Consider the following 23,280-nt stretch of genomic DNA (forward strand, 5'->3'; position numbering starts at 1 on the left):
CCCAGGCCACAACGATGTGAGCCAGCAGGAGGTCGTGCCCGTGCGCCCCACCGCCGTCGCCCTCGCAGCAGTCTCAGCCCTAGCCCTCGCCGCAACCACCCTCACCGCCTGCGGCAGCGGTTCCGGCAGCAGCCCGGACACTGTCAAGATCTCCTTCAAACAGTCGACGGACAACTCCATCAAGGTGATGGACACCTACCTCGCCGACATGAAGAAGCAGTTCGAGAAGCAGTACCCCGGCAAGAAGGTCGAGCTCGTCCCGATCAAGGCCCCGGACTCGGAGTACTACACCAAGCTCCAGCAGATGCTCCGCTCCCCCAAGACCGCCCCGGACCTGGTCTACGAGGACACGTTCCTCATCAACAGCGACATCACGTCCGGGTACTTGAAGCCCCTCGACTCCTACCTCTCCAAGTGGCCGGACTGGAACCAGTTCGTCGACACGGCGAAGTCGGCAGCGAAGGCCGAGGACGGAAAGACGTACGGCGTCCCGGACGGCACGGACACCCGAGGCCTCTGGTTCGACAAGGGAATCTTCAAGAAGGTGGGCCTGCCCGCGAATTGGCAGCCGAAGACGTGGGACGACGTCCTCGCCGCGGCCCGCACGATCAAGCAGAAGGTCCCGAACGTCACCCCCCTCAACGTCTACACCGGCAAACCGGCCGGCGAAGCCGCCACCATGCAGGGCTTCGAGATGCTGCTCTACGGGACGAACGACGGCACCACGGACCCGCTCTACGACAAGTCGTCGAAGAAGTGGATCGCGGGAAGCCAAGGCTTCAAGGACGCCCTCTCCTTCGTCCACACGGTCTACAAGGAGAAGCTCGGCCCGGACGTGTCCGACGCCCTCGACCCCAACATCCAGACCTACGTGGCCGGTGAACTCCTCCCCAAGGGCAAACTCGGCATCGCCTTGGACGGATCCTGGCTCCCCCAGGCCTGGTTGAAGGGCAGCGGTCACGAATGGCCGCAGTGGTCACAGGAGTTGGGGCTCGCGTACATGCCCACGCAGACCGGCCAGGCCCCCGGCAAGGTGAGCATGTCGGGCGGCTGGACCTGGGCGATCCCCTCCAAGGCCGGCAACCCCGACCTCGCCTTCGACTTCATCAAGACGATGCAGACGAAGGCGAACGCGGAGAAGTGGTACATCGCCAACTCCGGTATCTCCGTGCGGAAGGACGTCGCCGCCGACCCCGCCTACGCCAACGCCCAGCCCGGCATCAAGTTCTTCACGGACCTGGTCGCGAGCACGCACTACCGCCCCGCCTACCCGGCGTACCCGAAGGTCTCCACCGCCATCCAGGAGGCGATGGAGGGCGTGACGACGGGCGACATGTCGGTGGACAAGGCGGCGAGTTCGTACGACGACGAGCTCAAGTCCGCCACGGACAACCAGGTCACCCAGAAGTGACCACCGCACCCCGGCAGGCGGCGGGCCCGGACGCGACGAAGTCCGCCCCGGGCCCGGCCCCTCGCCGGTCCGCGCCCCAGCGGCACCCCCGCACCCGAAATCGCCATGGCAATCGCATCCTCACGCACCTCCTCCCCCTATCCCCCGCCCTGACCCTCCTGCTCCTCTTCCTGGCCGTCCCGATCGGCTACTGCGCCTACATCGCCTTCACCGACCTCCAACTCACAGGCCAGGCCCACTCGTCCTTCGTCGGCTTCGCGAATTTCCGTACGGCCTTCAAGGACTCGGAATTCCTCAACGCGGTATGGCTGACGCTGGTGTTCACGGTGTTGTCGTCGTTGATCGGCCAGAACACCCTCGGCCTGGCGCTCGCGACCCTCATGCAACGCGCGTCAAAACCGGTCCGCACGCTCACGGGCGCGATCGTGATCACGGCCTGGGTCCTCCCCGAGGTGGTGGCAGGCTTCCTCCTCTACGCCTTCTTCCGCCGCGAAGGCACCCTGAACGCCATCCTGGACTGGCTCCATCTCCCGTCCCAGAACTGGCTGTTCACACTCCCGATCCTGGCGGTGTCCTTCGCGAACGTCTGGCGGGGCACAGCCTTCTCGATGCTGGTCTACTCGGCGGCCCTCAACGAAATCCCCAAAGAGATCACGGAAGCGGCGGAGGTCGACGGCGCGGGCGGCTGGCGCCGCATGTGGCACATCACCCTCCCGATGATCCGCCGCTCGATCGGCACGAACCTCATGCTCAACACCCTCCAGACCCTCTCCGTCTTCGGCCTGATCTGGGTGATGACGAGAGGCGGCCCGGGCAACAAGAGCCAGACCCTCCCCCTCTACATGTACGAACAGGCCTTCCAGAACAGCATGATCGGCTACGCCACGGCGGTAGCCCTACTCCTGCTCCTGGTCGGTTCGGTCTTCTCTGTGATCTACATGCGCCTGCTGCGAACGGAGGTCTGACCCATGGCCCTCACCCTCTCCTCCCGCCGCAGAAGCCGACGCCTGGCGGCGGACGCGGGGCTGCTGGTGGTCGCGGCAACGTTCGCGCTCCCGCTCCTCTGGGTGATCCTGTCGTCCTTGGACCCCCACGCAAACCTCAAGGTGAAGACCCCCGACGGCCTGACCCTCGACAACTTCCACGCGATCCTGAACTCGGACATCACCTTCACCCCCCTCCTCAACAGCCTGATCCTGTGCGGCTTCGGAACGCTGTTGACGGTGGTGTGCTCGGCACTGGCGGCGTATCCCTTGTCCCGCTTCCGATCCCGCCTGAACCGCCCCTTCCTCCTGACGATCCTGTTCGCAACGAGCCTTCCCATCACCGCGATCATGGTGCCGGTGTACGCGTTGTTCGTGCAGGTGAACCTCATCGACACCATGCAGGGCACGATCTTCTTCTTCGCCGCGTCCCAACTGCCGTTTGCTATTTGGCTGATGAAGAACTTCATGGACGGCGTGCCGAAGGAGTTGGAGGAGGCGGCGTGGACCGACGGTGCGTCGTCATTTCAGTCCCTCGTGCGGATTGTGTTGCCGCTGATGGGACCGGGGGTGGCGGTGGTGACCGTCTTCTCGTTCGTGATGATGTGGGGGAACTTCTTCGTCCCGTTCATGCTGTTGCTCACCCCGGACCAGATGCCGGCGAGCGTGAGCATCAATGAGTTCTTCGGGAATCGGGGGATGGTGGCGTATGGGCAGTTGGCCGCGTTCTCGGTTGTTTACTCGACGCCGGTGATTTTGTTGTATGTGCTGGTGGCGAGGCGGTTGGGTGGGGGGTTTGCTTTGGGTGGGGCTGTTAAGGGGTGAGCTCTTCGGCTCGGTTGCGGGCTTGGGCTGCTTCGGTTAGCGCGTCGGCGCGAGTGTAGGCATCGGCCGACTGGAGGTAGCGGGCGCGGGCCTCGCCGGGGCGGGCGGCGCGCTTGTGGGTGAGAGCTAGGTTGTAGAGGGTCTGGCCCGCCCGGTACCAGTCCTCGAACTCCCAGAAGCCCTCCAGGGCCTTCTCGTACGCCTCAATTGCCTCCTCCACACGGCCCGTGTCACCCAGGGCGGCGCCGAGATTGTTCCATGCAGTGGCCTCGCGGTGACGGTCTCCGACGGCCTGGTGCAGGTCGCGGGCCCGAGTGTGCGCATCGATCGCCTCCCCCACCCGGCCCGCCTCCACCAGATCGAAGCCGAGGTTGTCCCACGCCGTGGCCTCGAGGTGACGGTCCCCTACGGTCTGAAACAGGTCGCGGGCCCGGGTGTGCGCGTCGGCCGCCGCCCTCGCCCGGCCCGCCTCCCGCAGGGCGCTGCCGAGGTTGGCCCACGCGATGGCCTCACCGTGGCGATCCCCAACGGCCTGAAACAGGTCGCGGACCCGAGTGTGCGCGTCGATTGCCTTCTCCGACCGGCCCGCCTGTAGCAGGGCGTTGCCGAGGCCGGTCCACGCGCCGGCCTCGGCGATCCGGTTACCGGCGTGGTGGGCAGCCTCCCGCGCGGCATCGCACACCGTGATCAAGTCGTCGAAAGAGCGCCGCCAGTCGAGATACTCCGCCAGACACTGCGACAGCCGCACCGCCGTGGCCGCGTACGACTCCTCCCGCGCCCACTGCACCACCGCCACAAGACCCGCCCGCTCCGCATCCAGCCACGCCAACGCCCCCGCCCGATCCACAAACCGCTCCGGCACCGGCATCCCCGGCAACCACCGCAACCAGTCATCCGCCGCATCCGCCCACCGGTAGTAGAACTCCAACACCCGCCCCCGCGCCGCCTCCCCCTCCTCCCACAACCCCACATCCCCCTTGACCACACCCACCCCGAACGCCCGCACCAAGTCATGCAACCGCCACCGCCCACGCCCACTCCCCCGCTCAACAAGATGAGCGCGAGACAACGCTTCGAGCACACGCACCGGCGCAGCGTCCGCCCCGTCCAACACGGCGACGACCTCGGCCGTCACCTCGGGCCCCGGAGCCAGGGCCAACAGCCGTAGCGACCGCGCCTGTTCAGCCGGCAGACGCCCGTATGACAAGTCAAAGGCGGCCCGCACACTGCGCTCACCGTCATCAAGGTGCAGGAGCCGGTCACCGGACTCGGCAAGTTCCGCCACCAGTTCGGCCACGGTCTTGTCCCTGTCGAGGACGAGCAAGGCCGCAGCGATCTGAAGTGCGAGTGGCAACTGCCCACAGAGCAAGGCGAGTTCAGCAGCCGCCTCCCCCTCATCCACCACCCGCGCATCCCCCGGAGCGGCGATCCGCAACGCCCGGTCCAGCAGGTCGTACGCCTCCTCCGGACTCAACTCCCCCAACGCCAGCAGCCGTGCCCCCAGTTGAGGCAACCTGCTCCGCGAGGTGGCAAGCAGCCTGTGCCGCGTACCTCCAGGATGCAACGGACGCACCTGCTCCGCCGAGGACGCGTTGTCGGCCAGGACCAGCACAGCCCCCAACTCCCGCTCCCGCGCCGCAAGCACCGAGCGATACAACGCGGCCCGTGCGTCCACCCCGTTCGGAATGTGCTCCGGAGGCGTCCCCAGCCCCCTCAGTAGAGTCTCCAGCGCCTGTTCCGCCGTAACGCGATCATCGTCGTACCCATGGAGATTGACGAAGAGCACCCCACCCGGGAACCACCCCTCGTCACGGGCCGCGTGCGCCGCCTCCACCGCGAGCGCGGTCTTGCCGATCCCCCCGAGCCCTGACACCGCGGCGACCAACACAGCGCCCGGCGCTTCGCCACTCCCACCCGGGTCGAACGCGCCGAGCAGCTCCCCGAGTTGGTCACTGCGCCCCGAAAACCCGGCCACCCTCGGAGGCAGGGCATCCAGCGCGGTGGGCGCCGGCCCGTGCTGGTGGTACGCCACCTGCTTCGCGATGAAGTCCCCCTTGAACTCCCCGTCCCGGAAGTCCAGATGATCCCCGCCGTACTGCTCACCCATCGTGCCGTCCCCGTGCCGCTGCCCCCGAATCGCGTGCCAACACGGTACGCCCACAGCCCCCGCCCAACACCCGCTCTGGCCAGGCGACTTGGCAGCACCGCAGGGCAGGCCGAAGGAGTTCCCCCCTGAGGTTCGGCGCTCGATGCGGTAACGGGCGGGACGCGAACCTGAACGACCAACCGGCGAGCCCGCACACTCCCCCGCACACCCCCACCGTCGATATCCCGCCACCCCCCACTTCCCCCCACACCCGATCATCACCCCCACCACAAACGCACTCCCCTTCGACCCCCGCCCAAACACCCGACACCGACCCCCCACCCACCACCCCCTCCGCCAATGCCCGCCGCCCCGGCAAATGGCAAGGTAGAGAGGCATATTCACCACCCCCCGGTCACCATCCGACTCCCCCGGCCACCACTCACCGTCACCACCCACCCCCGCCCCGGCCGCATTCGATCTCCCCCGCGCGACCGAATCCGTACGTTCATACAATCCGTAATCCTGGCCGAACAGACCGTAGTCACCGCACCCAGGCGCCCCTAACTTGTGCCCCGTGCGCCGACCCCCAGCTCGACCCAGCCAGTCCACGCCGCCCACGCCGCCGTTCAACGCCCCCGCCGCCCGTAGGCTCAGGACCGCTCTGAACATGGGTCCCGAACATGTCGCGTACGGAATGCGTGCCTCGTTCGGGCTGCCCTACGTCACTCCGGACCTGGTCATCGCCTGGGAGCGTGGGCTCACCGCTCCGTCCAGTCCCGAACTCACCGCGCTCGCGGGCGTGTTGTGGTGTTCCGCGAGTGAACTCATCGGCAGGCCACGCACGCTGCGTGAGCACCGGCTCGCCCGTGGCCTCGCGCCGGAGGACATCGCGCGTGCCGTCGGGCTCGAACTCCTCGTGTATTTGCGGATGGAGGAGAACGACGAGTGGCGCGGCACCGAGCGCCAGTCGGCCACGCTCGCCGATCTGCTCGACCTCTCGATCCCCGACTTCATCAGCGTCACCGGACGCGACGCCAAACTCGCGGAGCTGCTGCGCAGCGCGATGACCACCCGCTGGCAGGCCTACGTACGGCCGATCGGCAAAATGGTGCCCCTGGACCGGCACCTCCTGGAGGACTCCCTCAAGGAACTCCACCAGGACTACCAGGGGCAGATGCTCGCCACCCTCAGCTGGGCCGGCGGCAACTCCCCCGGCGACGCCAGCGAGGCCGGCCGCGACTTCCTCGACCAGATCATCGACCGCTTCTGGGCCATGGTCGACAGGAGTACCTACTGAACAGGCCTGACCGAACGAACCGGCCGGACCGAACCCAGAAAACCGGACCTAAAAGACCGACTCCGCCTCGTCCATCCGGTCCTTCGGCACCGTCTTCAGCTCCGTGACCGCCTCCGCCAGCGGCACCATCACCACGTCCGTGCCGCGCAGCGCCGTCATCCGGCCGAACTCGCCCCGGTGCGCGGCCTCCACCGCGTGCCAGCCGAAGCGTGTCGCGAGGACCCGGTCGTACGCGGTCGGTACGCCGCCGCGCTGGATGTGGCCGAGGATGACCGGCTTGGCCTCCTTGCCGAGGCGGCGTTCGAGTTCGTACGCCAGTGCCGTGCCGATGCCCTGGAAGCGCTCGTGGCCGAACGCGTCGATCTCGCCCTTGCCGTAGTCCATGGAGCCCTCGGCGGGGTGCGCGCCCTCGGCGACGCAGACGACGGCGAACCGCTTGCCGCGGGCGAAGCGTTCCTCGACCATCTTGACCAGGTCGGCGGGGTCGAAGGGGCGCTCGGGCAGGCAGATGCCGTGGGCGCCCGCCGCCATCCCGGACTCCAGCGCGATCCAGCCCGCGTGCCGGCCCATGACCTCGACGACCATCACTCGTTGGTGGGATTCCGCGGTCGTCTTGAGGCGGTCCATCGCCTCCGTCGCGACACCCACCGCCGTGTCGAAGCCGAACGTGCGGTCCGTCGACGAGATGTCGTTGTCGATTGTTTTGGGGACCCCTACCACCGGCAGGCCCGCGTCCGACAGCATCCGTGCCGCCGTCAGCGTGCCCTCGCCGCCGATCGGGATCAGCGCGTCGATGCCGAAGTCGCGCGCGATGTCGAGCGCGTTCTCGCAGGCCTCGCGGAGCCGGTCGCGCTCAAGGCGGGAGGAGCCGAGGATCGTGCCGCCGCGGGCGAGGATGCCGCTGACCGCGTCGAGGTCGAGGGTGCGGTAGTGGCCCTCGAGCAGTCCGGCGTAGCCGTCCTCGAAGCCGATGACCTCGTCGCCGTAGTTGTCGACCGCTCGGTGCACGACCGATCGGATCACTGCGTTCAGGCCGGGGCAGTCGCCGCCTGCGGTGAGAACTCCGATGCGCATCGTGCTGTGTCTCCTGCTCGCTGTTGATACCGGTGAGCCGGATCCGATTGTTTCACGTCCCTCAGGGCGATGCCGCTCCCGCCGGACCGAGGGGCGTCTTAACCACCCCCGGAGGTATTGTCAAGAGGGTTCTGCTCACCTCGGTGGGCGATTTTTATGACCACCGAAACAGCCACCGAAACAGCCACCGAAACGACCACCGAAACGAAGCGAGGGAGCACGCGTGACCCGCAGCGTGTACGTGACCGGGATCGACCGCGGCGACGGCCGTCAGGTCGTCGAGCTGGGGGTCATGGAGCTCCTGACCCGCCAGGTCGACCGGGTGGGGGTGTTCCGTCCCCTCGTCCACGACGATCCCGATCGGCTGTTCGAACTGCTGCGTGCCCGCTACCGGCTCTCCCAGGACCCGGCGACCGTCTACGGCATGGACTACCACGAGGCGTCCGCCCTCCAGGCCGAGCAGGGCACGGACGAGCTGGTGTCGACGCTCGTCGAGCGGTTCCATCTCGTCGCCCGTGACTACGACGTCGTCCTCGTCCTCGGCACCGACTTCGCGGACACCCAGTTCCCGGACGAGCTGGCCCTCAACGCCCGCCTCGCCAACGAGTTCGGCGCGTCCGTGATCCCCGTCGTCGGCGGCCGCAAGCAGACCTCCGAGTCCGTGCTCGCGGAGACCCGCAACGCGTACCGCGCCTACGACGGCCTCGGCTGCGACGTCCTCGCCATGGTCACCAACCGGGTCGCCCGCGAGGACCGGGAGGAGATCGCCCAGCGCCTCGCCACCCGGCTGCCGGTGCCCTGTTACGTCGTACCGGACGAGCCCGCGCTCTCCGCGCCGACCGTCGCGCAGATCACCCACGCCCTCGGCGGCCGGGTCCTCCTCGGGGACGACTCGGGGCTCGCGCGGGACGCGCTGGACTTCGTGTTCGGCGGGGCGATGCTGCCCAACTTCCTCAAGGCGCTGACCCCGGGCGCGCTGGTCGTCACCCCGGGCGACCGCGCCGACCTCGTCGTCGGGGCGCTGGCCGCGCACAGCGCCGGCACCCCGCCGATAGCCGGCGTCCTGCTCACCCTGAACGAGGTGCCGAGCGACGAGATCCTCACCCTCGCCGCCCGCCTCGCCCCGGGCACCCCGGTGGTCTCGGTGACCGGCACGTCCTTCCCCACCGCCGCCGAACTCTTCTCCCTGGAGGGGAAGTTGAACGCGGCCACCCCGCGCAAGGCGGAGACCGCGCTCGGTCTCTTCGAGCGGTACGTCGACACCGGCGACCTCCTCAAGCGGGTCTCCGCGCCGAGCAGCGACCGCCTCACCCCGATGATGTTCGAGCACACGCTCCTGGAGCGGGCCCGCTCCGACAAGCGCCGCATCGTCCTCCCCGAGGGCACCGAGCCCCGCGTCCTGCACGCCGCCGAGGTACTGCTGCGCCGGGGCGTCTGCGAGCTGACCCTGCTCGGCCCCGAGGACCAGATCCGCAAGCGCGCCGCCGACCTCGGCATCGACCTCAGCGCCGCCCAGCTGATCGACCCCCAGACCTCCGAACTCCGCGACCGCTTCGCCGAGAAGTACGCCGAACTCCGCGCCCACAAGGGCGTGACCGTCGAACTCGCCTACGACGTCGTCGCCGACGTGAACTACTTCGGCACGCTGATGGTGCAGGCCGGGCTCGCCGACGGCATGGTCTCGGGCGCCGTCCACTCCACGGCCGCCACCATCCGCCCCGCCTTCGAGATCATCAAGACCAAGCCGGACGCCGACATCGTCTCGTCCGTCTTCTTCATGTGCCTCGCCGACAAGGTCCTCGTCTACGGCGACTGCGCGGTCAACCCCGACCCGAACGCCGAGCAGTTGGCCGACATCGCCGTCCAGTCGGCCGCCACCGCCGAGCAGTTCGGCGTCGCCGCGCGCATCGCGATGCTGTCGTACTCCACCGGTACGTCCGGCTCGGGCGCCGACGTCGACAAGGTGCGCGAGGCAACGGAGTTGGTGCGGCTGCGCCGGGCCGATCTGCGGATCGAGGGGCCCATCCAGTACGACGCCGCCGTCGAGCCGAGTGTCGCCGCCACGAAGATGCCGGAGTCCGAAGTCGCGGGCCGGGCCAGCGTGTTGATCTTCCCCGACCTCAACACCGGGAACAACACCTACAAGGCCGTGCAGCGTTCGGCCGGCGCGATCGCCGTCGGGCCGGTGCTCCAGGGGCTGCGCAAGCCGGTCAACGACCTGTCCCGGGGCGCCCTCGTCTCCGACATCGTCAACACCGTCGCCATCACCGCGATCCAGTCCCAGAACCCGACCAAGAAGGCAACCGCCCAGTGAGCCCCACCCGCGTCCTCGTCCTCAACTCCGGCTCCTCGTCGGTGAAGTACCAGCTGCTCGACATGCGCGGCGGCGAGCGGCTGGCCCTGGGCCTCGTCGAGCGCATCGGCGAGGAGGCCTCCCGGCTCAAGCACACCTGCGTCACGACCGGCGCCGTACGGGAGCTGATCGCCCCGATCGCCGATCACGGGGCCGCCCTGAAGGCCGTGGCGGAGGAATTGACGAAGGATGGACTCGGCCTGGATTCACCGGAGTTGGCGGCCATCGGGCATCGGGTCGTGCACGGCGGGATGACCTTCACCGCGCCCACCGTCATCGACGACGCCGTGCTCGCCGAGATCGAGCGGCTGATACCGGTGGCCCCGCTGCACAATCCGGCGAACCTGGTCGGGATCCGGACCGCGATGGCGCTGCGGCCGGATCTGCCGCAGGTGGCCGTGTTCGACACCGCGTTCCACACGACGATGCCGGAGTCGGCCGCGCGGTACGCGATCGACGTGGCGACGGCCGACGCGTACCGGATCCGGCGGTACGGGTTCCACGGGACCTCGCACGCGTATGTGTCGCGGGCGACGGCGAAGCTCCTGGGGAAGGCGCCCGAGGACGTGAATGTCATCGTGCTGCACCTCGGGAACGGGGCGTCCGCGTCGGCCGTCGAGAAGGGGCGGTGCGTGGAGACCTCCATGGGGCTGACCCCGCTGGAGGGACTGGTGATGGGGACCCGGTCGGGAGACCTGGATCCGGCCGTCATCTTCCATTTGATGCGTGTTGGCGAAATGTCCACCGATGAGATCGACACTCTTCTCAACAAGAAGAGCGGTCTGATCGGGTTGTGCGGGGACAACGACATGCGCGAGATCCGGCGCCGGATCGACGAGGGCGACGAACGGGCGGAACTCGCCTTCGACATCTACATTCACCGTTTGAAGAAGTACATCGGCGCCTACTGCGCGGTACTCGGCCGGGTGGACGCGGTCGCCTTCACAGCGGGAGTCGGGGAGAACGCGAGTGCGGTGCGGGAAGCTGCCGTGGCGGGCCTGGAGCTGCTGGGGCTCGAGGTCGACGGGGCGCTGAACGCCGTACGGAGCGACGAGCCGCGGCTGATCTCGCCGGCGTCGTCGCGGGTCGCGGTCGCGGTGGTGCCGACGGACGAGGAATTGGAGATCGCCACACAGACCTATGCACTGGTCGGAAATTACAACGCCTGAGCGCATGCCCGCCCATTTGTATCTTCCGCCAGACGGAATATTCCGTAGCGAAACAAACCGATAGGATCGTCCCATGCGCCGTTCGAAAATCGTCTGTACTCTCGGCCCCGCGGTCGACTCCCACGAGCAGTTGGTGTCGCTGATCGAGGCCGGCATGAATGTGGCCCGCTTCAATTTCAGCCACGGTACCCACGCCGAGCACCAGGGGCGGTACGACCGCGTCCGTGCCGCGGCCAAGGAGACCGGCCGTGCCATCGGCGTCCTCGCCGACCTGCAGGGCCCGAAGATCCGCCTGGAGACCTTCGCCGAGGGTCCCGTCGAGCTGGTGCGCGGTGACGAGTTCACCATCACCACCGAGGACGTCCCGGGCGACAAGACCATCTGCGGTACGACGTACAAGGGCCTGCCCGGTGACGTCTCCCGCGGCGACCAGATCCTGATCAACGACGGCAACGTCGAGCTGAAGGTGCTGAGCGTCGAGGGCCCGCGGGTGAAGACGATCGTCATCGAGGGCGGCGTCATCTCCGACCACAAGGGCATCAACCTGCCCGGCGCGGCCGTGAACGTGCCCGCGCTGTCCGAGAAGGACGTCGAGGACCTGCGGTTCGCGCTGCGGATGGGCTGCGACATGGTCGCCCTGTCCTTCGTGCGCGACGCGAGCGACGTGTACGACGTCCACAAGGTGATGGACGAGGAGGGCCGCCGGGTCCCCGTCATCGCCAAGGTGGAGAAGCCGCAGGCGGTCGCCAACATGGAGGCCGTGGTCGCGGCCTTCGACGCGGTGATGGTGGCCCGTGGCGACCTCGCCGTGGAGTACCCGCTGGAGAAGGTCCCGATGGTGCAGAAGCGCCTGGTGGAGCTGTGCCGGCGCAACGCCAAGCCGGTGATCGTGGCGACCCAGATGATGGAGTCGATGATCACCAACTCCCGCCCCACGCGCGCCGAGGCCTCCGACGTGGCCAACGCGATCCTGGACGGCGCGGACGCGGTCATGCTGTCCGCCGAGTCCTCGGTGGGCGCCTATCCGATCGAGACCGTGCAGACGATGTCGAAGATCGTGCAGGCGGCCGAGGAGGAGCTGCTCAGCAAGGGCCTCCAGCCGCTCGTGCCGGGCAAGAAGCCGCGGACGCAGGGCGGTTCGATCGCGCGTGCCGCGTGCGAGATCGCCGACTTCCTCGGCGGCCGGGCCCTGGTGGCGTTCACTCAGTCCGGTGACACCGCCCGCCGGCTCTCCCGCTACCGCGCGGCCCAGCCGATCGTCGCCTTCACCACCGACGAGGGCACCCGCAACCAGCTGACGCTCAGCTGGGGCGTGGAGTCGCACGTGGTGCCGTTCGTCAACAGCACGGACGAGATGGTCGACATGGTCGACGGCGAGATCGCCAAGATCAACCGCTTCAACCCGGGCGAGACCGTCATCATCACCGCCGGCTCGCCCCCCGGCGTGGCCGGCACGACGAACATGCTCCGCGTCCACCACCTCGGCGGCGGCGAGGGCAACTGACGTACCGCTGAAGGCTCTTGTACGGCGCTGAGGGCGCCCCCTGGGAAAGGGGGCGCCCTCAGTTCGTGCGCGGCTCCCGAACGGGCTTGTGGGGACGCTCAGTCCTGGTAGCTCTGCAGCCCCGGGACGGTGAGCGTGCCGCCGAACTGGCCGGCCTGGACCACCTTCACGTTGGTGAAGTAGATCAGCGGGATGTTCAGCGGGGGCGGGTTGTCCGGGTCGAACGTGATCGGGATCAGACCGAACAGGTTGCCCGAGATGGACTCCGTGTACATCACGGTGTCGCCGTCGCGGATCGTGGAGGTCGAGCCCTTGGCCGCCTTCACGTGGTACGTCTTGCCGGACTGCTTGTCGTCCACCGTCTGGTGCAGGTCGCCGATGTCGGTGCCGCCGGAGATGACGTACTTCAGGACCTTCTTGACCTTGCCGCTGGCGGTCTTCACCTCGACGACGCCCTTGTAGTCGGCGCCCTTGAGCAGCAGCGAGCTGGCGTTCAGGTACCAGGGGTCGTCGGGCACCAGGATCTTGTTGTCGACGCCGCTGGTGTCGTCCGTGGCGACCGGGCAGTCCGACGTGTCGGCGCTCGCGGACGCGCTCGGGGTGGCCGTGGCGGTGGCCGTGTCCTCGGCCGCCTTGGTGGCCTCGTCGGCCGCCTTGGTCGCGGTGTCGGTGGTGTCCTTCACGGTGTTCTCGACCGTGTCGGTGACCTTCTTGGTCGTGTCCTTGACGGTGTCGGACGCGCTGGAGGAGCCGTCGTCGGAACCCGTCGAGGCGGACGCGGACGCGGTCGGCGTCGGCGTGGCACTCGCCGTGGAGTCCGAGTTCGACGAACCGCCGGTGAGGATGCCGGTGATGGCGTCGCCGATGGTGTCCAGCAGGTTGCCGCTGCTCTCGGACGCGGAGGGCGTCGCGGTGGCGGTGCTGCTCGACGAACCGCTCGTGTCGGCCGACTTGCTCGCCGTGGCGGACGGCGTGGGTGTGGCCGTGTCGTCGGAACCTGAATCCGACGAAGAGGTCTTGCCCGAGTCCTTCGTGGCGGAGTCCGTCGCGGTCGCCGAGGGCGTCGCGTCGTCCTTCGCGGAGTCGCTCGCACTGGTGGACGGCGAAGCCGAGGGAGTGGCACTGGCCGTCGACCCGGCGAGGGCCGAGACGCAGTCCTTGTACTCGTCGGCGGTCAGGCTCTTCGACGACGGCGAGGTCGTCGTGCCGTTGTCGGCGAGTGCCAGGGACGACGTGAAGCCCATCCCCATGATGACGGCGGTCGGCATCGCCACCGTGGCTATCGCCTTGCCGGCGGGCATGTGGAGCCTGGTGAACAGCGGCTTCTTGGGCGCCGCGTGCCGCGGCCCGGTTCTCACACGGGACGCGTCCACGTCAGTCCCGTGGGTCACCTCGTCAGCCGGCACTGTGCCTCCCGTTCGCCCCGTTGTTCACCGGGCTCGTTCCTGACAGATCCTTGGGCTCGTCCGCGTCGTCGGCGGACTCGTGCGGCGCTGACTCGTGCGGCGCGGCTTCGTAGTACGACGCGGACTCGTGCGGGGCGGCCTCGTACGGCGCGGCTGCGGGCGTGCCGCCCTCTCCCTGCGTGTCCTCCTGTACCGCCTGCGGCTCCGGCGGTGCGCCCGGCGCCCACGACACGGCCAGCGCTCCGCCGACCATGGCGAAGAGGAAGCCGATGAGGAAGCCGCCGAGGTTGGACACGGGGATGGACACCAGCGCCAGCAGAATCGCCGCGACACCCGCGAAGGTGCGCACGTGCTTCTGGAACCAGAGGCTGAAGCCCAGGACGACGAGCAGCACACCGATGATCAGGGACCCGGCGCCCGCGGTGGTGGCCATCGCCAGCGTCAGATGCCCGATCTGGAGATGCGCGTACGGGAAGTAGGCGATCGGGAGTCCGCCGAACATGACGAACAGACCGGCCCAGAACGGCCTCGTGCCACGCCAGGCGCGGAACTGCAGCCTCCGGCGGGTGAACTGACCGGGTGCGGCAGGAGTCTCGGCGCTCATGGAAAACAGCTCCCTGGTACGGCGTTGCTGTGGTGGAGAGTTGCACCTCGTGTGAAGGTGCGGGTGGAAGATGGACGGGCGGGGGCGCCACCGGCTCCCCCGCCCGCCGTCACGTGCCTAGTAGCACTCGTGGGTGCCCGTCGACACCGACATCTTCAGCCCGCTGAGCTTGAAGGTTCCGGCAGTGGTGGCCCACGCCGTCTGCTTCACGTTGGTCAGCGTGGCCGACTCGGCCTGCTGGGCGAATCCGTACGGGTTGGCAGCCTCGCTGCCGCCCTTCATGCCCGGACCCTTGGTCGCGTTGCCGGCGGCCACACCGATGTCGATGTTGTGGAACACCGCATCGGCGCTGAGGTCCTGGACGTCGATGTACAGGTTCTCGGCCTGGACCGGCGTACCGTCGCCGCCCGCCTTCAGCACGAGGCTGACCGATCCGAAGATCGGGATGTTCGGGGTGACCACCGACTGGCACATGTTGGTGATCGAGGCGGACTTGAACGCCGAGACGGCGACGGGGTGAGCCGTCTTGCTGCCGTCCAGGTTGTAGCCCGAGTCCAGGGCTCCGTACTGCGTGAAGCCCGTGCCGTCGAGCTGGTCGGCCGTCACCTTGAACGACTGGCCGGAAACACTGAACGACGCGGCAAGAGCGCCCTGCGCGAGGGCGACACCTATACACGCCGTAGCGGCGACGCTGGGCACCATGACCACAGCGAAGCGCTTCCATCTCGTCCCGCCACGCACCTGGGACTCCATATTTCCTCCTTCTCGGACGTACATCTCCTGGCCCTGACTGCCCCCAGATGGCGGCTCAGCCGGGCAGGGATGGGAGAAGTGCTACGTCCTCGGGAAGGGGAGCGCCTGTACCCGGAGGCGCGAACCCGCGCACCGATCACCGGCGATCACCCCCGAGCGACAACCACTGGTCGCGCCTGACGCACATCACGCACAACCTTGCTGGACAGGCTCCGCCGTGCGGCGAAGACCCCCCTGCCCAAGAGCCGACTCCATTGTTTCCGGCTCTACTCGGTGGGGACCCAGGAGACCCCGTCGCCCCGACCGGCTGTCGGGGTACGGAAACGGACCGAGCGTCGCCGATCGTGGTGCATTCTCGCCGCCCGCACAAGGGGCTTCGTTACTGGGTAGTAACGACCGGATAACCGAACAACGACCCGCCGGTATCGGCCGACGACGCTGGGTGTCATCGTGGGCCAGGACAAAACCGTGGATCTTCGGACGGAATCCGACAGAACAACGGCCTCGGCTTACTCCAAGTAACAGCGACCGCGATTACCAAGATTTGGTAAAGCGCGGTCGCAGTGACACTCCGTCGGCAAATCTTTCACACCGGCAACACCGTTCCCGAGGTTTACCGACTGGTCAGAACCGGCCTCGGACCCCGCTCAGAACAGCGCCCGCGCCAGTGCCCGCCGGGCCGCCGTCACCCTCGGGTCGTCGGCCCCGACGACCTCGAACAGCTCCAGCAGCCGCACCCGTACGGTGTCCCGGTCGTCACCCACCGTGCGCCGCACGGTGTCGATCAACCGCCCGAAGGCGTCCTCGACATGACCGCCCACCAGATCCAGGTCCGCGGCGGCGATCTGGGCCGGCACGTCACCCGGCTTGTCGGCGGCCTCCGTACGCACCTGCTGCGGATCGAGCACCGACACCCGATGCAGCAACTCGGCCTGCGCGAGCCCGAGCTTGGCCTCCGAGTTGCCCGGGTCGTCGCTCAGCACGTTCTTGTAGGCCTGCACGGCCCCGCCGAAGTCCCCCGCGTCCAGGGCCTGTACGGCGGCTTCCAGCAGGCCGTCGTAGGGACCGGCCGGAATCTCGGCCGCGGCCTCGGGCCGCTCCCCCGGTACGGCGTCCGGGTCGACGTCAAGGCCGGTCAGACCGAAGCGCTGCTCGGCGACCTGGATCAACTGGTCGAGGGTCTGGCGGATCTGCGGTTCGGCGGCGGCCCCCTGGAAGAGCGGCAGCGCCTGGCCGGCGACCACCGCGAAGACGGCCGGGATGCCCTGCACCCCGAACTGCTGCATCAGCATCTGATTGGCGTCGACGTCGATCCTGGCGAGGACGAAGCGCCCGTTGTATTCGAGGGCGAGCCGCTCCAGGACCGGGCTCAGCTGCTTGCACGGCTCGCACCACTCGGCCCAGAAGTCGATGACGACCGGGACCTCGGTGGACCGCTGCAGGACCTCGCTCTCGAAGCCCGCCTCATCTACGTCGATCACAAGATCGGCCGGCGAGACGGCTCCGCCACCGCCCTGCCTGGCGGATTCGGCGCGCGCCTGCTCCGCCTTGGCCTTGGCCTCCTGGGCCGCCTTCACCGCGGCGAGGTCGACGACTCCGCTCATGGACATGTTCCGTGGCTGCATGCGTCTATCCTCCCCCGTCCGCGCGTGTGAATGAAAAGCGTTGTGAAAGCCGGTCCGGTCGGTGCTGTTCGGCAGGTGCTGTCCGGCGTCGGGTCCCCACCCCACGCCCGTGGTTTCGCTACGAGTCGTAGCGTAATGGTGCCGGGTGCCTCGCGGAAAGGGATACCCGGTGATCTCCCTCACTGCACCACAGGAACCGCCGGTTATGGTCGGGGGATGCAGAGCCGCACTCCCGTCCCACGCGCCGCGGGCCGCCCCCGCAGCACCACCGCGGACACCGCGATCCTCGCGGCCACCCGGGAGGCCCTGGTCGAACTCGGCTGGTCCAAGCTCACGTTGGGAGACGTGGCGACCCGCGCCGGGGTTGCGAAAACGACCCTCTACCGCCGCTGGGCGGGCAAGAACGAACTCGTCGTCGACGCCGTCGCCGAACTCTTCGACGAACTGGAACTCCCCGACCGCGGCTCCCTGGCCGCCGACATCGAGGGCGTCGTCCTCCAGTTCGCGGCGATCCTGGCCCGCCCGGAGGCCAAGAGCGGCCTGATGGCGGTGGTCGCCGAGTCCGTCCGCGACGACGCCCTGCGCGAACGCATCCGCGAGTCGATCGTCGACCGGCAGAAATGCCTGGTCGTCGAGGGCCGCGCCCGCGCCCAGGCCCGCGGCGAACTGCCCCCCGAATCGGACCCCTTGGAAGCCGCCCGCACCGCCGACCTGATCTTCGACGTGGTCGCCGGCGCGGTCGTCCACCGCACCCTGGTCAGCGCGGAACCCGCCGACGAGAACTGGGTCCACAGCTTCACCCAGGTCCTGCTCCTGGGCCTGACGTCACTGAGCGGGACTCAGAAGCCGGCGGGCTCGGTGTAGACGCCCCACTCCTCCCGCAGCACCCCGCAGATCTCGCCCAGCGTCGCCTCGGCCCGTGCGGCGTCCAGCATCGGGCCGATCATGTTCGACCCGTCCCGCGCGGCGGCGAGCATCGCGTCCAGAGCGGCCGCTACGGCCGCCTCGTCGCGCGCTCCCTTCCGCGACCCCAACTCCCGGATCTGCTCCCGCTCCACCTCGTGGCTGACCCGCAGGATCTCCAGGTCCCCGGTGACCGAGCCGTGGTGCACGTTGACGCCCACGACCCGCTTGTCGCCCTTCTCCACGGACCGCTGGTACTGGAAGGCGGCCTCGGCGATCTCGCCGGTGAACCAGCCGTCCTCGATGCCGCGCAGGATGCCGGAGGTGATCGGGCCGATCGGGTGCCGGCCGTCCGGGTGGGCCCGCAGCCCGCGCTCCCTGATCTGCTCGAAGATCTTCTCGGCGTCCGCCTCGATCCGGTCGGTGAGCTGCTCGACGTACCACGAACCGCCCAGCGGGTCCGCCACGTTGGCGACCCCGGTCTCCTCCATCAGCACCTGCTGCGTGCGCAGCGCGATCTCCGCGGCCTGCTCGCTGGGCAGCGCGAGCGTCTCGTCCAGGGCGTTGGTGTGCAGCGAGTTGGTCCCGCCGAGCACGGCCGCGAGCGCTTCAACCGCCGTACGGACGACGTTGTTGTACGGCTGCTGCGCGGTCAGCGAGACGCCCGCGGTCTGGGTGTGGAAGCGCAGCCACTGCGCCTTCTCGGACTTCGCGCCGTAGACGTCCCGCATCCAGCGGGCCCAGATCCTGCGCGCGGCGCGGAACTTGGCGATCTCCTCGAAGAAGTCGACGTGCGCGTCGAAGAAGAAGGAGAGGCCGGGCGCGAACACGTCCACGTCGAGGCCCCGGGACAGGCCGAGTTCGACGTACCCGAAGCCGTCCGCGAGGGTGTACGCCAGTTCCTGCGCGGCCGTGGAGCCGGCCTCGCGGATGTGGTAGCCGGAGACGGACAGCGGCTTGTAGGCGGGGATGCCGGTCGCGCAGTACTCCATGAGGTCGCCGATGAGGCGCAGGTGCGGCTCGGGCTGGAAGAGCCACTCCTTCTGGGCGATGTACTCCTTGAAGATGTCCGTCTGGAGCGTGCCGTTGAGGACGGCGGGGTCGATGCCCTGCCGTTCGGCGGCGACGAGGTACATGCAGAAGACGGGGACGGCGGGCCCGCTGATGGTCATGGACGTCGTCACATCGCCCAGCGGGATGTCCTTGAAGAGGACCTCCATGTCGGCGGCGGAGTCGATCGCGACCCCGCAGTGCCCGACCTCGCCCAGCGAGCGCGGGTCGTCGGAGTCGCGGCCCATGAGGGTCGGCATGTCGAAGGCGACGGAGAGTCCGCCGCCGCCGTTGGCGAGGATCTTCTTGTAGCGCTCGTTGGTCTGCTCGGCGTTGCCGAACCCGGCGAACTGCCGGATCGTCCAGGTCCGCCCCCGGTAGCCCGTGGCGTGCAGCCCGCGCGTGTAGGGGTACTCGCCGGGCCATCCGATCCGCTCGAAGCCGTCGTACCTGTCCCCGGGGCGTGGCCCGTACACCGGCTCGACGGGGTCCCCGGAGAGCGTGGTGAAGTCGGCCTCACGCTTACGTGCGGCGTCGAACCGGGCCTGCCAGCGTCGGCGGCCCTCTGCGATGGCGTCAGCGTCCATGCTTCGAATTTACTAGGACGTCCTAGTAAATGTCGATGGCCAACCGCCGCAGGCAACCCGTGCGGCGGTGGAGGTTACGCCTTGGCACCGACCGGAGTCGGCTCGACGATCTTCGACTCCAGCTCGTGGCTGATCTTCCGCTCCACGAAGAAGGCGGCGGTCGGGATGGTCCCCGCGAGCAGCACCCAGAGCTGCTTGCCGACCGGCCACTTCGCCTTGGAGCCCAGGTCGAACGCGAAGAGCAGGTACACGACGTACAGCCAGCCGTGCGCGATGGCGACGACCTCGGTGAAGCTGCCGGCGCCGTCGATCTTGAGGAGGTACTTGGCGATCATGCTGAGGCACAGCAGGACCAGCAGGACACCCGTGACGTACGCCATGACGCGGTAGCGGGTCAGCACGCTCTTTTTCATGAGGACGAGCGTAACGACCGGTTCCGGGCGATCTTTCCCCGGGTCGGCCCTCGTCCTGCGCCCCGGTCGGCCCTCGTCCTCTGCCGGGTCAGTCCTCGTCGAAGTCCGCCGCCGCGACCCTCAGCGGGCGCAGCATCGCGAAGATCTCCGCGCACTCCTCGGCGTCGTACGCGCTGAGCCCGAAGTCCATCTCCATCAGGTCGCGGGTGGCCGCGTCGCAGACCTCGCGGCCCTTGTCGGTGATGGAGGCGAGGGTGCCGCGGCCGTCGTTGGGGTTGGGGCGTTTGTCGACGAGCCCGGATCTGACCAGCCGGTCCACGGTGTTGGTGACGGACGTCGGATGCACCATGAGCCGCTCGCCGATCTTCGACATCGGCAGCTCACCGGCCTTGGAGAAGGTGAGGAGCACCAGCGCCTCGTACCGCGCGAAGGTCAGTCCGTACGGTTTGACGACCGCGTCGACCTCGGCGAGCAGGATCTGCTGTGCCCGCATGATCGAGGTGATGGCGGCCATCGACGGTACGTTTCCCCAGCGCTGCTTCCAGTGTTCGTCGGCACGGGCGATGGGGTCGAAAGGGAGACTGAGCGGCTTCGGCACGTCACCAGACCTTACCGGCCGGTCACATCGTGGTCAGCCCCGTCTCGTCTTTCGGTCCCACGGCGGTCCTGCGGGCTTCCGAAGCCCTATGGGCTTCCGCGGTCCTACGGGCTTCCACCGCGAGCAGTGCGCAGCACACCGTGCCGAGCGCCCCGGCGCCCACGACCGCCCCGCGCACCCCGGCGAACTCGGCGACCACACCGGCCAGGGCCATGCCCACGCCCTGGATGGTCATCAGCCCGGCGGTGAGCAGGGTCATGGCCCGGCCGCGGAGTTCCTGGGGCACGTCCCGTACGAACCACTGGTCGAGGCCGAGCGTGTACGCGGACCCGGCGCCGGCGACCGCCAGCAGCGCGAGGGAGAGGGCGAGGCCGGGCCGGAGGGCGTAGGCGAGGTAGGGGAGCAGGGTGCAGCAGACCAGCGGGAGGGCGATCCGTTCGCGGGTGGCGGGGCGCAGCCGGGAACCGGCGTACAGCTCGCCGGCGATCGTGCCGACGGGCAGGGCGCACATCAGCAGCCCGAGTCCGGTGGAACCGGCGCCGAGTTCGGCCGCGTAGGGGGCGGCGAGCGCCTCCGGGGCGACGGAGAACATCGCGGGCAGCCAGAACAGCAGGAGCAGCGCCCGCACCCGGCGGTTCGCGAGCACCTGTCCGGCGCCCTTGAGGGAGTCGGCGAGCAGGGCGCCCCCGCCGCTCGCCCGGGCGGGGCGGCGCCGGGTGCCGAGCCGCAGCAGGGCGGCGGAGGTGAGGAAGGTGCCCACGGTGATCAGCAGGGCGTGGCGCGGAGAGACGACGGTGAGCAGCAGGCCACCCAGCCCGTAGCCGACGAGCAGCGCGCTCTGCGACACGATCCGCAGCAGCGAGCGGCCGAGCACGAAGAGGTCGCCGTCGCCGAGGATGTCGGCGAGCGTCGCCATCCGGGTGCCCGCGAACACCGGTGACACGACGGCGAGGGCGCAGCGGAGCAGCAGCAGTACGGCGATGCCGGTGCCCGGCGCCACCATCGCCGCGACGCAGCCCGCGCACACCAGGTCGCAGACCACGAGCACGCGCCGGGCCGGGTAGCGGTCGGCGACCCCGGCCAGGAGCGTCCCGCCGACGAGATACGGCAGGAAGCCCACCGCGAACGCCAGCGCGCTCATCAGGGGCGAGCCGGTCAGGTCGTAGACGAGGACGGAGAGCGCGATCTCGGTGACGACCACGCCGAGCAGGGACAGCGCGTGCGCGGCGAAGACGACACGGAACTCGGGGACGGCGAGGACGCGGCGGTAGCCGGTGGGCGGGGCGGGAGGGGCTTGGAGCATGGACAGCAGCGTGGTCGGAGGCGCCCCTGGCGTCCTAGAGTTTCGGGCAGGGCCGAATCTCTGGGGGTTGGCGCATGGCGTCGCGGCTGTATTTCGGGGAGGACGACTTCCTCCGGTGCCGGTTCGCCGTGTCGCCGCTCTGGGAGACGCAGGAGGTCGTCCGCACGCTGAAGCGGCCGGAGCGGCACGGGTATCACGCGGACTGGCTGCGGCGGACGCGTGCGGCGGCGGCCGGTCTCGATCTCGCACCGCTGTGGCTGCTGATGCCGCAGACCGGGCACTGCCCCGACTGGCTGTGCCCGCCGCCGATCGGTCCCGCGGCCACTTTCGAGGAGGAGATCGCCGCCGTGCGCGCGGCCGATCCGGCCGAGGCCCGGGAGGACACGGCCAGGTCGCTGGCATCCACCCCGGGCGCGCTGGAGTCGGCGCGCGGCCGGGCCTGGCTGCGTGAACCCGCCCGCATGATCGAGGAGTTGGCGGACGCGATGGAGTCCGTCTGGCACACCCTCGTCGCACCGGACTGGCCCCGGCTGCGCGCCCTGCTGGAGGCCGACATCGCCTTCCACTCACGCCGGCTCGCCGAGGTCGGGCTGGGCGTGCTGCTCCCGGAGATCAGCCGGCACTGTGCCTGGGACGCGGGAACACTGACCGTGGAGTTCCGGGGCGAGCACGAACGCGACCTCGGCGGCCAGGGCCTCGTCCTGCTGCCGAGCGTCTTCATCTGGCCGAACCTGGTGAGCACCTTCGAACACCCCTGGCAACCCACCCTCGCCTACCCGGCCCGAGGCATCGGCGCCCTGTGGTCCGACCCCGCCGCCCACACCCCCGACGCGCTCCTACGCCTCCTCGGCCGCGGCCGAGCCACCGTACTGACCGCCCTCACCGAACCCACCTCCACAACCGCCCTGGCCCACCGCCTCCGCCTCGCCCCCTCGTCGGTGTCCGCACACCTGACGGTCCTACGCGACGCGGGCCTGCTCACGGCCCGCCGCTACGGCCATCAGGTGCTGTACGAGCGGACTCCGCTGGGGACAGCGCTGGCGTCGGGGGGCGGCTGACCGGCACGCCGGGGCCGGGCGCGGTACGGCAAGACCCGACACCACGCGTCAACGGACCGCGGCGGGAATCCACGCCAGCCTCGGGCCTCGGGTGGCGTCCGACCGACGGACCAAGGCCCCGGCAAGGGGCGCGAACGCACACCGCTGAGGAAGCCACGCCCCCAACCCGCGCGCCAAGGCCCGGCGCGGTGCGGCGACACCCGACACCGTGCGCCGACGGACCGCGTCGGGAATCCGGGCCCGCCTCGGGCAGCGGCCGACCGACGCACCCGCGC

General features: G+C 69.2%; 19 protein-coding genes. 9 read left to right on the plus strand and 10 right to left on the minus strand.

Going from position 1 to position 23,280, the window contains the following annotated elements; translation table 11 throughout:
* Positions 1-34: 34 nt before the first annotated feature.
* From SSP08S_RS39205 to SSP08S_RS39215, 3 genes are read left to right on the plus strand one after another with little or no spacing between them, the layout of a single operon-like run.
* Positions 35-1,411: an extracellular solute-binding protein gene (locus SSP08S_RS39205; protein ID WP_078532660.1), complete on the plus strand. Its 1,377-nt coding sequence runs from the start codon at positions 35-37 to the stop codon at positions 1,409-1,411.
* Positions 1,408-2,376 (plus strand): carbohydrate ABC transporter permease, encoded by a 969-nt coding sequence (locus SSP08S_RS39210; RefSeq protein ID WP_019073122.1) that lies wholly within the window; start codon positions 1,408-1,410, stop codon positions 2,374-2,376. The genes SSP08S_RS39205 and SSP08S_RS39210 overlap by 4 nt, the downstream gene beginning before the upstream one ends.
* Positions 2,377-2,379: 3 nt before the next feature.
* Complete coding sequence (locus SSP08S_RS39215) at positions 2,380-3,219, plus strand: carbohydrate ABC transporter permease (protein WP_019073123.1); 840 nt, start codon at positions 2,380-2,382, stop codon at positions 3,217-3,219.
* Here the strand turns inward: SSP08S_RS39215 and SSP08S_RS39220 are convergent.
* Complete coding sequence (locus tag SSP08S_RS39220) at positions 3,209-5,326, minus strand: tetratricopeptide repeat protein (RefSeq protein ID WP_019073124.1); 2,118 nt, start codon at positions 5,324-5,326, stop codon at positions 3,209-3,211. The genes SSP08S_RS39215 and SSP08S_RS39220 overlap by 11 nt on opposite strands.
* A 649-nt stretch (positions 5,327-5,975) precedes the next feature.
* Between SSP08S_RS39220 and SSP08S_RS39225 the strand changes: the two genes are divergently transcribed.
* Positions 5,976-6,605, plus strand: coding sequence for a helix-turn-helix domain-containing protein (locus SSP08S_RS39225; protein ID WP_019073125.1), 630 nt, complete (start codon positions 5,976-5,978; stop codon positions 6,603-6,605).
* A 48-nt stretch (positions 6,606-6,653) separates the two neighbouring features.
* Here the strand turns inward: SSP08S_RS39225 and SSP08S_RS39230 are convergent, their stop codons facing one another.
* Positions 6,654-7,679, minus strand: a complete 1,026-nt coding sequence (locus SSP08S_RS39230; protein ID WP_019073126.1) for an ATP-dependent 6-phosphofructokinase — start codon at positions 7,677-7,679, stop codon at positions 6,654-6,656.
* 223 nt (positions 7,680-7,902) lie between these two features.
* Between SSP08S_RS39230 and pta the strand changes: the two genes are divergently transcribed.
* The 3 genes from pta (at position 7,903) to pyk (ending at position 12,705) form a co-directional block, all read left to right on the plus strand.
* Complete coding sequence (gene pta / locus SSP08S_RS39235) at positions 7,903-9,993, plus strand: phosphate acetyltransferase (RefSeq protein ID WP_019073127.1); 2,091 nt, start codon at positions 7,903-7,905, stop codon at positions 9,991-9,993.
* Entirely contained in the window at positions 9,990-11,201 is a 1,212-nt protein-coding gene (locus SSP08S_RS39240) for an acetate kinase (protein WP_019073128.1), read from the plus strand. Before pta ends, SSP08S_RS39240 begins: the two co-directional genes overlap by 4 nt.
* A gap of 73 nt (positions 11,202-11,274) precedes the next feature.
* A complete protein-coding gene (gene pyk / locus SSP08S_RS39245; RefSeq protein ID WP_019073129.1) occupies positions 11,275-12,705 on the plus strand; it encodes a pyruvate kinase in 1,431 nt (476 codons plus the stop codon).
* 98 nt (positions 12,706-12,803) lie between these two features.
* Here the strand turns inward: pyk and SSP08S_RS39250 are convergent, their stop codons facing one another.
* The 4 genes from SSP08S_RS39250 to SSP08S_RS39265 all read right to left on the minus strand — a co-directional run bounded on the left by SSP08S_RS39250 (position 12,804) and on the right by SSP08S_RS39265 (position 17,093).
* Positions 12,804-14,111 (minus strand): hypothetical protein, encoded by a 1,308-nt coding sequence (locus SSP08S_RS39250; protein ID WP_019073130.1) that lies wholly within the window; start codon positions 14,109-14,111, stop codon positions 12,804-12,806.
* Positions 14,101-14,715 carry a DUF6114 domain-containing protein gene (locus SSP08S_RS39255; RefSeq protein WP_019073131.1) on the minus strand — a complete coding sequence of 205 codons (615 nt, stop codon included), beginning with the start codon at positions 14,713-14,715 and terminating at the stop codon, positions 14,101-14,103. Before SSP08S_RS39255 ends, SSP08S_RS39250 begins: the two co-directional genes overlap by 11 nt.
* A gap of 117 nt (positions 14,716-14,832) precedes the next feature.
* Complete coding sequence (locus SSP08S_RS39260) at positions 14,833-15,417, minus strand: DUF6230 family protein (RefSeq protein ID WP_245608044.1); 585 nt, start codon at positions 15,415-15,417, stop codon at positions 14,833-14,835.
* Between the two features lie 698 nt (positions 15,418-16,115).
* On the minus strand, positions 16,116-17,093 hold the full coding sequence (locus SSP08S_RS39265) for a tetratricopeptide repeat protein (RefSeq protein WP_026179229.1): 978 nt from the start codon (positions 17,091-17,093) through the stop codon (positions 16,116-16,118).
* A 216-nt stretch (positions 17,094-17,309) separates the two neighbouring features.
* Here SSP08S_RS39265 and SSP08S_RS39270 point away from each other — a divergent pair, with 216 nt between their 5' ends.
* Entirely contained in the window at positions 17,310-17,957 is a 648-nt protein-coding gene (locus SSP08S_RS39270) for a TetR/AcrR family transcriptional regulator (RefSeq protein ID WP_019073134.1), read from the plus strand.
* On the opposite strand, the gene icmA is transcribed toward SSP08S_RS39270, so the two are convergent.
* The 4 genes from icmA to SSP08S_RS56740 form a co-directional block, all read right to left on the minus strand.
* Positions 17,933-19,633, minus strand: coding sequence for a coenzyme B12-dependent isobutyryl-CoA mutase large subunit (icmA, locus tag SSP08S_RS39275; RefSeq protein ID WP_019073135.1), 1,701 nt, complete (start codon positions 19,631-19,633; stop codon positions 17,933-17,935). The two genes, SSP08S_RS39270 and icmA, sit on opposite strands and share 25 nt — an antisense overlap.
* A 74-nt stretch (positions 19,634-19,707) precedes the next feature.
* Positions 19,708-20,046: a DUF3817 domain-containing protein gene (locus SSP08S_RS39280; RefSeq protein ID WP_026179230.1), complete on the minus strand. Its 339-nt coding sequence runs from the start codon at positions 20,044-20,046 to the stop codon at positions 19,708-19,710.
* An 88-nt stretch (positions 20,047-20,134) separates the two neighbouring features.
* A complete protein-coding gene (locus SSP08S_RS39285; RefSeq protein ID WP_019073137.1) occupies positions 20,135-20,644 on the minus strand; it encodes a MarR family winged helix-turn-helix transcriptional regulator in 510 nt (169 codons plus the stop codon).
* A 22-nt stretch (positions 20,645-20,666) separates the two neighbouring features.
* On the minus strand, positions 20,667-21,947 hold the full coding sequence (locus SSP08S_RS56740) for an MFS transporter (protein WP_019073138.1): 1,281 nt from the start codon (positions 21,945-21,947) through the stop codon (positions 20,667-20,669).
* Between the two features lie 74 nt (positions 21,948-22,021).
* Here SSP08S_RS56740 and SSP08S_RS39295 point away from each other — a divergent pair, with 74 nt between their 5' ends.
* Positions 22,022-23,005 (plus strand): ArsR/SmtB family transcription factor, encoded by a 984-nt coding sequence (locus tag SSP08S_RS39295; RefSeq protein WP_019073139.1) that lies wholly within the window; start codon positions 22,022-22,024, stop codon positions 23,003-23,005.
* Positions 23,006-23,280 lie beyond the last annotated feature (275 nt).

Origin of the sequence: Streptomyces hokutonensis (genome assembly GCF_000376565.1) — a bacterium.
Lineage (GTDB): Bacteria > Actinomycetota > Actinomycetes > Streptomycetales > Streptomycetaceae > Streptomyces > Streptomyces hokutonensis.